General features: G+C 72.8%; 13 protein-coding genes and 1 pseudogene. 9 read left to right on the top strand and 5 right to left on the bottom strand.

Going from position 1 to position 13870, the window contains the following annotated elements; all coding sequences use genetic code 11:
* Window positions 1–82 precede the first annotated feature (82 nt).
* The 5 genes from ACZ6B8_RS03535 to ACZ6B8_RS03515 all read left to right on the top strand — a co-directional run bounded on the left by ACZ6B8_RS03535 (window position 83) and on the right by ACZ6B8_RS03515 (window position 5277).
* Window positions 83–850 (top strand): YidC/Oxa1 family membrane protein insertase, encoded by a 768-nt coding sequence (locus ACZ6B8_RS03535; RefSeq protein ID WP_471606155.1) that lies wholly within the window; start codon window positions 83–85, stop codon window positions 848–850.
* Between the two features lie 156 nt (window positions 851–1006).
* Entirely contained in the window at window positions 1007–1864 is an 858-nt protein-coding gene (locus ACZ6B8_RS03530; protein WP_471606154.1) for a fumarylacetoacetate hydrolase family protein, read from the top strand.
* A gap of 77 nt (window positions 1865–1941) precedes the next feature.
* The gene (locus tag ACZ6B8_RS03525; RefSeq protein WP_471089036.1) at window positions 1942–2517 is read left to right on the top strand and encodes a hypothetical protein; all 576 of its coding nucleotides are present in this window, start codon (window positions 1942–1944) and stop codon (window positions 2515–2517) included.
* Window positions 2518–2686: 169 nt separating this feature from the next.
* Window positions 2687–3520 (top strand): hypothetical protein, encoded by an 834-nt coding sequence (locus tag ACZ6B8_RS03520; RefSeq protein ID WP_471606153.1) that lies wholly within the window; start codon window positions 2687–2689, stop codon window positions 3518–3520.
* A 44-nt stretch (window positions 3521–3564) separates the two neighbouring features.
* A complete protein-coding gene (locus tag ACZ6B8_RS03515) occupies window positions 3565–5277 on the top strand; it encodes a hypothetical protein (RefSeq protein ID WP_471606152.1) in 1713 nt (570 codons plus the stop codon).
* Here the strand turns inward: ACZ6B8_RS03515 and ACZ6B8_RS03510 are convergent.
* The 4 genes from ACZ6B8_RS03510 to ACZ6B8_RS03495 all read right to left on the bottom strand — a co-directional run bounded on the left by ACZ6B8_RS03510 (window position 5249) and on the right by ACZ6B8_RS03495 (window position 8245).
* Window positions 5249–5659, bottom strand: a complete 411-nt coding sequence (locus tag ACZ6B8_RS03510) for a nucleotide triphosphate diphosphatase NUDT15 (RefSeq protein ID WP_471606151.1) — start codon at window positions 5657–5659, stop codon at window positions 5249–5251. The genes ACZ6B8_RS03515 and ACZ6B8_RS03510 overlap by 29 nt on opposite strands.
* A gap of 10 nt (window positions 5660–5669) precedes the next feature.
* Window positions 5670–6557: a radical SAM protein gene (locus ACZ6B8_RS03505; protein ID WP_471606150.1), complete on the bottom strand. Its 888-nt coding sequence runs from the start codon at window positions 6555–6557 to the stop codon at window positions 5670–5672.
* Window positions 6558–6647: 90 nt separating this feature from the next.
* Window positions 6648–7115, bottom strand: a complete 468-nt coding sequence (locus ACZ6B8_RS03500) for a heme-degrading domain-containing protein (RefSeq protein WP_471606149.1) — start codon at window positions 7113–7115, stop codon at window positions 6648–6650.
* Window positions 7112–8245 (bottom strand): Gfo/Idh/MocA family oxidoreductase, encoded by a 1134-nt coding sequence (locus ACZ6B8_RS03495; protein ID WP_471606148.1) that lies wholly within the window; start codon window positions 8243–8245, stop codon window positions 7112–7114. Before ACZ6B8_RS03495 ends, ACZ6B8_RS03500 begins: the two co-directional genes overlap by 4 nt.
* A 59-nt stretch (window positions 8246–8304) precedes the next feature.
* Here ACZ6B8_RS03495 and ACZ6B8_RS03490 point away from each other — a divergent pair, with 59 nt between their 5' ends.
* A complete protein-coding gene (locus ACZ6B8_RS03490; RefSeq protein ID WP_471606147.1) occupies window positions 8305–9540 on the top strand; it encodes an ROK family transcriptional regulator in 1236 nt (411 codons plus the stop codon).
* Window positions 9541–10193: 653 nt separating this feature from the next.
* Here ACZ6B8_RS03490 and ACZ6B8_RS03485 read toward each other — a convergent pair.
* On the bottom strand, window positions 10194–10793 hold the full coding sequence (locus ACZ6B8_RS03485; protein ID WP_471089049.1) for a TetR/AcrR family transcriptional regulator: 600 nt from the start codon (window positions 10791–10793) through the stop codon (window positions 10194–10196).
* A gap of 247 nt (window positions 10794–11040) precedes the next feature.
* On the opposite strand from ACZ6B8_RS03485, the pseudogene ACZ6B8_RS03480 reads away from it, so the two are divergent.
* From ACZ6B8_RS03480 to ACZ6B8_RS03470, 3 genes and pseudogenes are all read left to right on the top strand, one after another.
* Window positions 11041–11742 (top strand): annotated as a pseudogene (locus ACZ6B8_RS03480) (SDR family NAD(P)-dependent oxidoreductase); the annotation flags it as partial.
* Between the two features lie 182 nt (window positions 11743–11924).
* A complete protein-coding gene (locus tag ACZ6B8_RS03475; protein WP_471606146.1) occupies window positions 11925–12872 on the top strand; it encodes a hypothetical protein in 948 nt (315 codons plus the stop codon).
* A gap of 166 nt (window positions 12873–13038) precedes the next feature.
* A complete protein-coding gene (locus tag ACZ6B8_RS03470) occupies window positions 13039–13794 on the top strand; it encodes a GntR family transcriptional regulator (protein WP_471606455.1) in 756 nt (251 codons plus the stop codon).
* Window positions 13795–13870: the final 76 nt, after the last annotated feature.

Below are 13870 nucleotides of genomic sequence, written 5' to 3'. Positions count from 1 at the left end.
CCTCCCCGCGCCCCGTCACGCCGCCGCGACCTCACCCGTCGCTTCCTCTCCCGGCACGACGAGACCCTCGGAGGGCTCCTCCATGTCCGCATTCATGTCCGTGTTCGCCAGCCTGGTCGAGCACCTCGCCGATCTGCTCGACCCGCTCTTCCACGCCTCGGCGACCGCCGCCGCGATCGTGCTGTTCACCGCCTGCGTACGGCTCCTCGTCCACCCCCTGTCGCGGGCGTCGGCCCGGGGCCAGCGGGCCCGCGCCAAGCTGTCGCCGCGGATCGCGGAGCTGCGCCGGAAGCACGCCAAGAACCCGGAGAAGCTGCAGAAGGCCGTCCTGGAGCTGCACCGCGAGGAGCAGGTGTCGCCGCTCTCCGGCTGCCTGCCCAGCCTCTTCCAGCTGCCGGCTTTCTTCCTGCTCTACCACCTCTTCTCCAACTCCAGCATCGGCGGCGAGGCCAACGCGCTGCTCGGCCACACGCTCTTCGCCGCGCCGCTCGGCGGCAGGTGGGCGGACGCGCTGGGCCACGGCGGGGTCTTCGGCGCGCAGGGCCTCGTCTATCTGGCGCTGTTCGCCCTCGTCGCCGTGGTCGCCACCTTCAACTACCGGCGCACCAAGCGGCAGATGGCGGCCAACCCGCTGCCGCAGGCCGGTGCCGGCGACCAGCAGGTGCCCGGGATGGGGGCGATCACGAAGTTCATGCCGCTGATGTCGTTCATGACGCTGTTCACCGTGGCCGTGGTGCCGCTGGCCGCCGCGCTGTACGTGGTGACCAGCACGACGTGGAGCGCGGTCGAGCGCGCGGTGCTGTACCGGGACATGCCGGGCAGCGCGGGGGCCCTGGCCGCCGCCGCGTGAGGACGGCGGCGGTGGACCGGTGACGGCGGCTACCGCCCGGTAAGGGTCCAGTACGTGAACGGGGTATTGCGGACCGGACGGGGACCTTGGACGATCGACCAAACCTCCGATGGCCGCAACCCATCGGCCGGGCCCCCGAAGGAATGGAGTCTGACCATGAAGCTGCTGCGAGTCGGTACCGCAGGATCGGAGCGCCCCGCGCTCCTCGACGCCGAAGGCACCCTCCGTGACCTGTCGGGCATCGTCGCCGACATCGACGGCGAGGTCCTCGCCGACGCCGCCGCGATCGGCCGGATCAGGGCCGCCGCCGACGCCGGTGACCTGCCCGTTCTCGCGGCCGACGGGCTGCGCGTCGGGCCACCGCTCGCACGGATCGGCAAGGTCGTCTGCATCGGGCTGAACTACTTCGACCACGCCCGCGAGACGGGCGCCGAGCCGCCCGCCGAGCCCGTCGTCTTCTTCAAGGCGGCGGACACGGTGGTCGGTCCCGATGACACCGTCCTGGTGCCGCGCCGCTCGGTGAAGACCGACTGGGAGGTCGAGCTCGCCGTGGTCATCGGACGTACGGCGCGCTACCTGGAGTCCCCCGAGGAGGCCCTGGCGCACGTCGCCGGGTACGCGGTTTCCCACGACGTCTCGGAGCGCGAGTTCCAGATAGAGCGGGGCGGCACCTGGGACAAGGGCAAGAACTGCGAGACGTTCAACCCGCTGGGCCCGTGGCTGGTCACCGCCGACGAGGTCGCCGACCCGCAGGCGCTCTCCCTGAAGCTCTGGGTCAACGGCGAGCTGAAGCAGGACGGCACGACCGCCGAGCAGATCTTCCCGGTCGCCGAAGTGGTGCGCTACGTCAGCCAGTTCATGACGCTCTACCCCGGTGACGTGATCAACACGGGGACGCCGGCGGGCGTGGCGATGGGCCGGCCGGAGCCGAAGCCGTATCTGCGGGCGGGCGACGTGGTGGAGCTGGAGGTCGAGGGGCTCGGCCGGCAGCGGCAGGAGCTCAAGGACGCATAGCGCCCGCCCCCCCCCCCGCAGAGGTGCCCCCAGCGTTCCCGGTCCGCCGGGGGCGCCGGCGCGTCATGATGGCGTTCATGGGACTGAATCCGGCCGTGGCCGCCCTCGGCGGCACGGCGCTGGGCGCTCTCGCCACGTTCTCCAGCGCCTGGCTGATCCAGCGGGCCACGACCCGGCGCGAGCGGGAGAACCGGGTCTGGGACCGGCGGATGGCCGTCTACGACGAGGTGATGATCGTCGTCCGGCGGATGGCGGACCTCCGGGAGACCGTGCTGCGGACCGGCGGCTTTCCCGAGCGCCGGGCGGGTGAGACGGGCCCCGCCGACGACATGTCCCCCCTCCTCGCCCGCCTGGAGATCTACGGCAGCGACGCGCTGCTCGCCGCCTGCAAACGTGCCTTCGCCGCGTGGCGGCGGTGGAACCTGGCCTGGGCGAAATGGCACACACAGCTGGAGAACAATCCCCGGATCAGCGACAACGACGCATTCTGGGTCGAGTTCCGGGAAACCGTGCGGAAATCACGGAAGGCCGACCGCCGGGTCCTGGCGCTGCTGCGGCGCGAGGTCCATCCCGAAAAGGTGTCATGGGGGCGGAAGTTGCTCGCGGGAGTCAAGCGGCTGAAGGGGTACGGACGGTCCGGAAACGACACCTGAGTACGCACGGGAGAAAAAGACAAAAGCGTGTCGACGCATTCCGGCCTTCCTTCCGGCATATTCCACGAGAAGGCGCACGGGGCGCTTTCCCGGCAACCATTTCTGGCTACCATGGCGTCTCCCCTGCGAAAGCCGGGGTTCGCTCAGGGTCCGGACGGGGGGCTGGCCCGTGGTGTACGACGAGCATTTCATCGAGATCTTCCGCGGCGGCTGCCGGATGGGCGCCGAGTGCCGCCGGGGCGACGACTGCCGCCGGGCCGAGGGGCTCGGGGACGGTGAGAGCTGCCGGCGCGGTGCGGGCGTCCGGCTCACCCGGGAGTTCGCCCTCGCCGCCGCGCACAGTCTGCGGGCCCGTGAGCTCAAGGGCCTGGACACGGTCACGCTCCGGCTGTCCGACGGCAGGCAGGTCATGGCCGCGGTCCTGGACCACGACCGCCGCTCCGACCTGGCGCTGCTGAACCTCACGTTCCCCGACGGGGAGGACGTCCGGCTCCCGGGCGTGTGCTTCGACGACGCCCGGCAGGGCGAGCCGTGGAAGGCGACCCATCAGCCGCCGGACACCGACGACGTGCTGACCGGCTGCGTGGCCGAGGTCGCGTACGGGTACGGGGAGCCGCAGAAGGGCGTGCGGGTCTGCGCCCTCCGGCTCAACTGCCGTGTCACTCTCGATGATTACTCGGTCTACGCGGGCAGCCCGGTGGAGCGGGGCGACCCCAACGGGCCGACGGCGGTCCTGGGCCTCATCGTCCAGCGGCGCGCCGAGGCGCGCACGCCGGGGGACACCGTCTTCGCCGGCACGATCCGTGAGGCGGTGCGGCAGTTCGACCGTTTCCGGTTCCGCATCGAGGACCTGTCCCGGGACCAACTGCCCCTGGCCGTACGGCCGTACGCGGTGGACGCGGCCGAGACCGAACAGAAGCTCCGGATCGATGCCGCGGTCGAGGAGGCCCTGAAGCGGGCGGGCCACGACTCCGTGGTGGCCGTGCACTGGATACGCCGCTGACCCAGCACACCGGCGCATGGGCCGGCGACATCCCGGGAGGGACCATGACCACCACGCGGTACCTGGACGAGGCCATCGCGGTGGCGGAGGAGATGCTCCTCGCGCCCGACACCCCGCACCCGCGGGACAGGAACCGGCTGGCGGCCTGCGTGAAGCACGTCCGCGGGCCCGACCGCGCCGACCGCTCCCAGCAGTTGCGCGCCGGGCAGCTCACCCACTTGGCCAAGCTCCTGTCCGCCCTCGGCATGAAGACGCTCTCCCTGTCGGTGGCCGACATGACCCTGCGGCACATGGAGACCGTGGAGGCGGACCACGAGGTCTACGCGGCGTCCGTCTGGAATGAACTCGGCGCGCTGTTCGCCGAGCACGGCGACCTGGAACGGTCGAGGCTGGTCCTGTGCCGGGCGCTCACCCGGGCCCAGGTGGGCGACGGCGTCCCCGAACGGGGCCGGATCCTCGCCAACCTGAGCGCCGTGAGCCTGCGCAGGAAGGATCTGGCGGACGCGGGGTTCTGGGCGGACAAGGCGCTGGAGGAGATGGACGCGCGCCCCGGGGACGACCCGGACGCGCGGCTGACGGCGGACTGGGTGCGCTGGGAGGTCGCCAGGGCGGATGCGGACGGCGGGGCGACCGCCGGGACCTCCGACACGCTCCAGAAGTTCGACCGCTCGGCGGAGCACTCCATCGCCCTCAAGGGCGGCGACCACCCCGCCGCGATCGCCGCGCGGCGGGCGCTCGCCGTGGCCAAGTTCGAGGCGGCGTGGGACGGCCCCGATCCGGAGGCGGTCGAACGGCAGTTGAGCGAGCTGGAGATCGTCCGGCTGAACGCGGCGGCGTTTCTCGGGGCGACCCACCGCGAGACCATCGTCGCCCAAGCGGCGCTGGCGGTCGCCGAGTTCGAGGCGGCGGGCGCCCCGGGCAGTGTGCTGCGCCGGCAGCGGGCGGTCTCGCTCCTGGAGGACGCCGAGGACATGGCGGTGGAGGCGCTCGGCCGCGAACACGACCAGACCCTCGCGATCCGCGAGGCGCTCGCGCACTTACGGGCGGCCACGGTGCAGGCGGACGACCTGCCGTACCGGATCGACCGCACGTACACGCCGCAGGAGAACGACCTCCGCAACGCCGAGAAGCGGCGGGCCATCGACGCGGAGCGCAACGTCATCCGGCTCACCGCGCACGCGGGCGCCTCGTACTTCCTCCCCGAACTGGACATCTTCTACTGGCAGATCCACCGTGCCCTGGAGCGCGGCACCTACTTCCACATCATCCTGAGCAGCCCCTGGAACAATCTGGCGATCTTCATGCAGCACGGTGCGGAGGACATCGTGGACCGGGTGTGGGGGAGCACGTACTACCAGCAGACGTTCCGGCCGGTCATCGACTCCTATCTGGCGCTGCGCGACCGGTTCCCCGGCCGCATCGAACTGAAGCTGACCCCGACCGACATCTCGGGGTCGACGCTGCTCACCTCGGACGCGGGTTTCTTCGAGCCGTACATCACGATGAATCCGCTGCAGCGCACGCGCAGGGGCCTCAGCGTCTTCGAGCACCGGTTCCTCAGGGACAGCAAGTACTACGAGGACAGCCTGGCCGCGTTCCGTACGCAGTGGGAACTCACCAGCACCTGGGAGCAGTTCGGCAGGCACGAGGAGAAGCACAAGGCGCGGCTGCGGGCGCTGATGCTGACGCAGTCGGACGACCGGTGGAGCAAGACCGAGGGGCGCACCGCTAGGGGCAGTGCACCGCGCCGTCCCTGACGCTCCGCAGCACGCCCGCCGAGCCGACGAAGAGGGCGTCGGGGAGTGCGTCCAGGGGCCAGAACTGCCAGCGCTCGCAGCGGTCGGGTTCGCGCAGCCGGACGTCCCCGGTGTAGTCGACGACCTCGACGCCGACCTGCATGTGGTGGTTGGCCGCCGGGTCCGGATCGGTCACGCAGGCGACGCGCAGGTCCAGGGCCAGGATGCCGGTCTCCTCCGCCAACTCCCGTCGCGCGGCGGCCTGGAGGGACTCGCCCAGCTCCAGGTGGCCGCCGGGCAGACCCCAGGTGCCGGCGCCGAAACAGTTGGCCCGCAGGCCGAGCAGGACATCGCCGCCGTCGCGCACGATCGCCTGGACTCCCACGCGTACGTGTGCCGTCATCAAGAGCTCCTCACGGGGCCGGTCGGCCCGGGTCCGGGTAGGTGCCGGCGAAGTTCTCGACGTTCCTGGCAGGGGTGATCAGTTCGGCGGGCCGGAGCGTTTCGTCCGCCAGCTTTTCGAAGAGGTTCCCGATTCTTCTCTCCTCACCCGCGTCGACGACGACGATCTCGCAGTCCGGGTCGATGAAGAAGTAACTGCCGGTGCGGGTGCGGTTGCGGTAGACCCGCAAGGTCACCTCGTGCTCGCGCGCGGCCCGTTCGCACTCCTTCACCACCGCCTCGAACTCCTCGTCGCCCAGGGAGAGCCAATCCCGGTTGTCCGCGCCGTAGTTGGTCTCCGACATCTGGTAGACCTTCCACACATGGGGCCTGGCCCCCTCCTCGACCAGGTCGAGGACGCGCGGGGCGCCCTTGGCGTTGAGCCGGGTGACGACGGTGCCGAGCTTCACGCGGACGTGCCGGTGGTTCTTGCGCACCTCCTTGAGCAGGCCGAGCACGCGGTCGCGGTGCGGTGCCTTGCTGCCGGTGCGCATGAGGTCGTGTTCCGCCGCGTCCCGGGACTCCAGCGGCAGGGCGATCCAGGAGAGGTGCGGGAGGATGCGGTGCATCGTCTTCAGCGGGGCGAGGCCGTTGGTGCTGAGGACGACGCGCGGCGGGGGGCGGCCGTCGTCGAAGGGTTTGCCCAACTCCCCGACCAGGTCGGCGAGATAGGGGAGAAGAGTCGGTTCTCCGCCCGAGATCACCACCCCCTGCACGCCCCCGTCCCGCAGGGCGGCGACCACCTTCTGGGCGGTTTCCCAGGTCATGGACGGCATGTCGTGGCGCGGACCGAAACAAAAGGGGCATTCAAGATTGCACCGCCCGAGAAGGCGCAAATCTACGAAGGCGGGCAGTTGCATGGCTGGACCCTATGAGCCCCCGAGACGCGATACGCCACTTCTGCGATATCCGCAGGGGATGGTTCACCCAAAGCGGTGAAAATGGTCCGATTACCCGGCGAGGAATCCTTCCAGCGCTTCCACGACCAGTGCGTGATCCTCGACCTGGGGCAGCCCCGACACCACCACCGTGCCGACCACCCCCGCCCCCTCGACCGCGAGCGGGAACGCGCCGCCGTGGGTCGCGTACACGTCGGGGTCGAGGCGCGAGGAGTCCTCGAAGGTCGTGCCCTTGGCGCGGAAGCGGGTGCCGACCTGGAGGGACGAGCACTGGTAGCGCTCCACGACGCGGCGCTTGCGGTCGATCCAGGCGTCGTTGTCGGGCGTCGAGCCGGGCAGCGCCGCGTGGAAGAGCTGCTGGCCGCCGCGCCGGATGTCGACGGCCACCGGGGCGCCGCGGTCGCGGGCCAGCTCCACCAGGAGCGTGCCGAGCGCCCACGCGTCGTCGTAGGTGAAGTGGGGGAGGACCAGCCGGCGCTCCTGGTCCCGCAGTTCGTCGAGGGAGGGCGCGTCGCTCACAGCGTCACCGCCACACCGTCGCGGGCCGAGCGGCGGGCCGCCTCGAGGACGTCCAGGGCCGCGGCGGCCTGGTGCGCGGTGACGGGGTTCTCGCCGGTGCCGCGCAGCGCGTCGGCCACCGCCGCGTAGTACGCGGGATAGTCGCCCGGCAGGGTGGGCAACGGGCGGCCGCCGCCCGTCAGCGGGGACTCGCCGGAGCCGACCCGGCCCCACATCGACTCGGGCTCCACGCCCCACGGCTCCCGCGCCGTCGGGCGCCTGCCGTCGCGCAGCGCCGCCTCCTGCGGGTCGAGGCCGTACTTCACGTAGCCCGCCTGCGAACCGAGCACGCGCAAGCGCGGGCCGAGCTGGGCGGTGGTGGCCGATACGTAGAGGTGCGAGCGGACGCCGCTCGCGTGCGTGATCGCGATGAACGTGTCGTCGTCCGCCTCCGCGCCCGGCCGCCGCACGTCCGACTCCGCGTACACGCGGACCGCCGGGCCGAACAGCACCAGGGCCTGGTCGACGACGTGGCTGCCCAAGTCGTACAGGAGGCCGCCGATCTCCTCGGGGTCGCCGGACTCGCGCCAGCCGCCCTTCGGCTGCGGACGCCACCGTTCGAAGCGTGACTCGAAGCGCCATACGTCGCCGAGCTCGCCGTCGGCCAGGAGCTGTCGCAGCGTGCGGAAGTCGTTGTCCCAGCGGCGGTTCTGGAAGACGGACAGCAGGAGCCCGCGGTCGTCGGCGAGGGCGGCGAGCTCGCGCGCCTCGGCCGCGGTGCCCGCGATCGGCTTGTCCACGACGACCGGCAGGCCCGCCTCGAGGGCGGCGGTGGCGAGCGCGACGTGCGTCTTGTTCGGGGACGCGACGACGATCAGGTCGAGCTCGTCGGCCCGCTCCCACAGCTCGTCGGCGGAGGCCGCGCACCGCAGGTCGTCGCCGAACTCGGCGCGGGCCTGCGCCTGCCGCTCGGGGTTCGACGTGACGACCGTGTCGAGGACGAGGCCCTCGGTGGCGGCGATCAGCGGGGCGTGGAAGACGGAGCCCGCGAGGCCGTACCCGACGAGGCCGACGCGGAGCGCGGAGCGTGAGGTGCCGGTGCCGGTGCCCGTGTCCGTGCCGAAGTCAGTGCCAGTACCTGTGCCAGTCATGCACTCCACTTAAGCAACGGTGTTGCCAAAGTGCAAGCGGGCGGGACAATGGCGGGGTGATGTCGTACGTGAACAGGGTGAATCCCGGAGTGAACCTGTCGGCGCTGCGCGGGCACAACGCCGCGCTCGTGCTCGACCTGCTGCGCGCGGCGGGTGAGGCGGGCATCAGCCGGCTGGAGCTCGCCGAGCGCACGGGGCTCACCCCGCAGGCGGTCAGCAAGATCACCGCGAGGCTGCGGGCGGAGGGATTCGCGGCGGAGGCGGGCCGCCGCGCCTCGACGGGCGGCAAGCCGCGGACGGTGCTGCGGCTCGTGCCCGGCGCGGGGCACGCGGTGGGACTCCACCTCGACCGCGACGAGCTGACGGCGGTCCTGGTCGACCTCACCGGGGCGGTGGTCGCCGAACGCCGCGCGCCGCTGGCCTTCGGCGCGGGCGCGGAGGCGGTGGTCGAGGCGGCCGCGGGCGAGGTGGAGCGGCTGCTGGCCGCCGGTGGAGGGGAGAGGGCCGCTGAGGGGGGTGGTCCGGGGACCGGGTGGCGGGTGTCCGGGGTCGGGGTCGCGCTGCCCGGACCCCTCGACCACGCCGAGGGGGTGCTGCGCCGGGTCACGGGCTTCCCCGAGCTGGACGGGTTCGGGCTGCGGGACGCGCTCGGGGCGCGGCTCGGGCTGCCCGTCGTCGTGGACAAGGACACGAATGCCGCGGCGCTCGGCCTGGCGCTCGCGGGGGACGCGGACACCTTCGCGTATCTGCACCTCGGGACCGGGCTCGGGGCGGGGCTGGTGCTGGACGGGACGCTGTATCGCGGTGCGCGTACCGGGGCGGGCGAATTCGGCCACCAGGTCCTGCAGTTGGACGGGCCGCGATGCGAGTGCGGGGACCGGGGGTGCGTGGAGGCGCTCTGCCTGGCGGCGGTCGCGCGGGGCGACGTGGAGGAGGCGGCGCGGGTACTGGGCACGGCGGCCGGCAACCTGATCGGACTCCTCGACGTCGACCGCGTGCTGCTCGGGGGGCGGACGGTTTTCGCGGACGGGGACGTGTTCGTACGGGGGGTGGGGGCGGTCGTCGCCGAGCGGGCCCGGCGCGGGGGCCGGGGCCGGGGCCCGGGGGCGGGTGAGGGTGCGGGCCCGGGTGCGGGCGAGGGTGCGGGTCCGGGTGCGGGCCCGGGCCCGGGCTCGGGGGCGCGGGTGACGGTTGGGCTGGCGCCCGGTGGGGAGCGGGGGGTCGCGGAGGGGGCGGCTCAGCTGGTCTTGGCGCCGGTGTTCGGGCGGGCGGTTGTGGGGGTGGTCGGCGGGTGAGGGGGGTGGGGGTGTGTGTTGTTTTTATGGGGGTGCGGGTGGGTGGGGGTTGCTCGCGCAGTTCCCCGCGCCCCTGATGTGCTTGAGCTCGGTTGTGTGGTGCGAGGGGTGGGGGTTTGTCGCGCAGTTCCCCGCGCCCCTGAGGGGGGTTGGGCTTGTTCGTGGTGGTGCGGGTCGGGGGTGGTTGCTCGCGCAGTTCCCCGCGCCCCTCATGTGCTTGAGCTCGGTTGTGTGGTGCGGGTGGGTGGGGGTTTGTTGCGCAGTTCCTCGCGTCCCTGAGGGGGTTGGGCTCGGTTGTGTGGTGCGCGTGGGTGGGCCGGGCTTGCCCCTCGCGTCGCTGATGTCTCTGAGCCGGGTGGGGCGGTGCTTACTGGGTGAGGGCCGGGGGTCCTCCTCAGGGGCGCGGGGAACTGCGCGACAAGCCACCGGCGTCCCGCAGGCGACATGCGGCAGGAGGCCCCCCAGGGGCGCGAGGAACTGCGCGCTCAGCCGACGCCGGCCCGCACGGCGACACGCGACCTGAGGACCCCTGGGGGCGCGGGGAACTGCGCGACAAACCCTCACCCACCCGCACCGCACCGCGCCACGCCGCACGCGGCACCAGGCCCCCAGGGGCGCGGGGAACTGCGCAAGTACCCCCACCCCACCTACAACTAGGCCCCCGTGGGCCGCAGCAAGCCGTCCACCAGCGCGTCCACCATCCCGCGAGGAACCCCCGCCCCCGTAAGGGCGCGGTAGACCAGCGGCCCCGTCAGCGCGTCGACCGTCGCGTCGGGGGAGAGGCGGGGCGCGATCTCCCCCGCCTCCGTCGCCCGCGCGAGCATCTCGCTCTCCCGCGCCCGCCGCGGCCCGAGATACCGCTCGTTGAAGCTCTTGGCCGTCTCCGGATGATGCTGCGCCTCGGCGACGAGCGCGAGCAGCACCTTGCCGGCGGGGTCGCGCGTGAGGAACCGCGCGAACCGGCGCAGGTAGCCGCGGATGCTCTCCGCCGTGGGCCGCTCCGTCGGGACCGGCAGCCGCTTGGCGCTGTCCTCGATCAGCGTGTCGAGGAGGATCTCCACCTTCGAGGGCCACCAGCGGTAGATCGTCTGCTTCGCGACGCCCGCGCGGCGCGCGATCGCCTCGATGGTCAGGGCGCCGAAACCGTGCTCGACGAGCAGGTCGTCCGCGGCGTGCAGGACGGCCAGACGCGCGGCCTCGTCGCGCCGGCTGCCGGAGTGGGGCCGGCGGGGGCCGGAGGTCGGGGCGGGCATGCGGACACGATACCCGGCGGCCGATGCGAGGCCATTGTATGGACGCGACGTTGCGTCTAGCCTGGACGTCGCGTCCAGGCAAGGCGCATTCCGGCGCGCCCGACGCCCCCGCCCACACCAAGGAGTACCCGTGTCCACCGCCCCTGTTCCTGTTCCTGTTACCGCTACCGCTACCGCTGCCCCAGTCACAGTCCCAGTCACAGCCCCAGCCACAACCTCCGCTCCCGCCCCCGCCGAGGCCGGCTCGTCCGGGCGGCGGGCCCTCGTCGTCGGGGCCTCCCGGGGGTTAGGGCTCGTCCTCGTCGACGAGCTCACCCGGCGCGGCTGGCACGTCGTGGCCACGGCCCGCGAGACCCGCGGCGAGCTGCGCGAACTCGCCGAGACCCGGGAGGGGCGGCTCACCCTGGAGACCCTGGAGATGACCAGCCCCGACGAACTCGCCGCGCTGCGCGAGCGGTTGGCCGGCACCCGGCTCGACCTGCTCTTCGTCAACGCCGCGATCGACCGGGGTGACCTGCCGATCAGCGAGGTGCCGACGGAGATGTTCACCGAGGTGATGGTGACCAACGCGCTGAGCCCGCTGCGCACCCTGGAGGCCCTGCGCGAGATGGTCGTCCCCGGCGGGACCGTCGCGGTCATGTCCTCCGACCAGGGCAGCATCTCCCGCAACACGGAAGGCGGTTACGAGCTGTACAAGGCCAGCAAGGCCGCGCTCAACCAGCTGATGCGCAGTTACGCGACCCGTTACGCCGACGACGGGCTGACCAAGCTGCTCGTCGACCCCGGGCACAACCGCACCCGGCTCGGCGGGCCCGGCGCGCCGCTCGACCCGCGGGAGAGCGTGCCGGCGGTCGTCGACGTACTGGAGAAGGCGGCGGAGGCGGGGTCGGAGGCGGGCGCGGCCGGGCTGCGGTTCCTGGACCGGCACGGCGAGCCCGTGCCGTGGTAGCGCTCCGCGCGGGGTGACCCGGTGAACCCGTCGGCGCGGAATCTCCCCTGAACGGGGGGACCGGGACGGGCCGATCGGGCCTATCGGGTGGTGGCGGGGAGGCGGGACGGCGCGTGCGTGGAAGGCTCTCGGGGGTCCCGGCGTTCCGTCGGCGTCCGGCTCAGCAAAGGTTCTGGTCCTCCATGCGCTTCCGCAGCTCGCTCGTCCTCGGTGTCGCCGCCGCGGCCGTCGCCCTCGTACCCGTGGCGGCCGGGGTGTCCGGCGCGGCCGAGGGGGGTGGCGTACGGGGCGGTCACGTCTGCGCGGTCGCGCGTACGGCGGGCTCGGCGGCCGTGAAGGGCTCGCCCTGCGGCGCCGGGGGCCTTGGCGTCGCGGCCCCGCGGGAAGCCGATCCCGCCGCCCGGGAGGACTCCGCCGTCCGGCCCGGTGCCGTCCGGCCCGGTGGCGTTCGGTCCGGTGCCGTCCGCCGTGACTCCGCCGTCCGCCGTGACTCCGCCGTCCGGCCCGACGCCGCGAACCGGCCCACCTGCTCGTCCGCCGACGGCACCGACTTCCCCATCGACACCCGCATCCACCGGGGGCCCGGCACGTACCGGCCGGGGGAGGGGTACCGGGACTGGACGATCGACCTCACCAACACCACCGACGAGTCCTGCGGCAACATCCACCCGATCCTCGTCCTCGTCGACCGGGCGCGGACGCTGGAGCCGGAGCAGGTGCAGCTGGAGTTCCACGACGGGACGCGCAGGCGACCCGTGCGCTTCGAGAAGACCGGACCGGGCGAGAACATCGGCGTCTTCGACGACGGCTTCCCCGGGTTCACGGTCGCACCGGGCCGGACCGTCGGCGTCAAGGTACGGCTCTCCTTCACCTCCGACACGGAGGCCGACCACGTCGCGGCCACGGCGGCGCTGGTGCAGCGCAGGGAGGACGACGGCGACTGGGTCGGCGAGTCCAACGAGTACGCGTTCGACGTCGAGCCCGACGGCCCCGCGACCCCGACCGCCGAACAGCTCGCGCAGACGGGCCCGGGCACACCGCTCGCCCTGGGCATCGCCGCGGGCGCGGTCCTGCTGGGCGTGGGCGCGATCGTCATGACGACCCGCCGCATGCGCACGAAACGCAACTGACCCTCCCCGGCGCCCCCCCCGGCCCCCGAGTTCAGCCCCCTGGGCTCCGGTCCCCCGCCACCCCGCATTCACCCCCACGTTCACGTACGTCTGCGAACATCCCGGGGTGGACAACCCGAACCCTGCCCCCACGCCCGCCCCGCGGGCGCCGCGTGTTCCCGCCCATCTGCTCGACCAGGCGCCGGGTGCGCCCATTCGGTCCGGGATTCCCGAGCACGGGCGGATCCCCAAGTACTACGCCGTGAAGGCGCGGATCGCCGCGCTCGTCGAGGAGTTGGGCGACGGGCAGACCCTGCCCACCGAGCGGGATCTCGCCGAGCGGTACGAGGTGGCGCGGGAGACCGTGCGGCAGGCGTTGCGGGAGCTCCTTCTCGAAGGGCGGCTGCGCCGGCAGGGGCGCGGCACCGTCGTCGCCGGGCCCAAGCTGGAGCAGCCGCTGTCGCTGGCGAGTTACACGGAAGGCGTGCGGCGCCAGGGCCGTACCCCCGGCCGCAACCTCATCTCCCTGGACCGCTTCCCGTGCCCCGCCGCGCTCGCCGCCGAGATCGGGGCCGTCGTGGGCGAGGACGTCTGGCACATGGAGCGCGTCCTGCTCGCCGACGACGAGCGGGTCGGCCTGGAGAGCACGTACGTCCGCGTCGGCCGTGTGCCGCGGCTCGACACCGACTTCGAGCCCGACTCCTCCTTCTACTCCTACCTCCGCGACCGTCTCGGCATCGCCTTCGGGGACGCCGACGAGCGGATCGAGACGGTCCTCGCCACCCCGCGCGAGGCCCTGCTCGTCGGGACGCCGCCCGCACTGCCCATGCTGCTCATCCACCGGCTCTCGCGGGACACCGCCGGACGGCCGCTGGAGCGGGTGCGCACCCTCTACCGCGGCGACCGGTTCTCGTTCACCACGCGGCTCGACGGACACGCCTGACCCTTGCGGGTGCCCCGGCCGACGCGGTCACATCACGGAAACGTAACGGGTCTGGTCCAAGCTTGGGGGCCCGTTC

The organism is Streptomyces sp. NPDC041122 (genome assembly GCF_055592445.1).
Note: the sequence above shows the minus strand (reverse complement) of the source record. Positions and strands in the feature narration are given on the sequence as shown.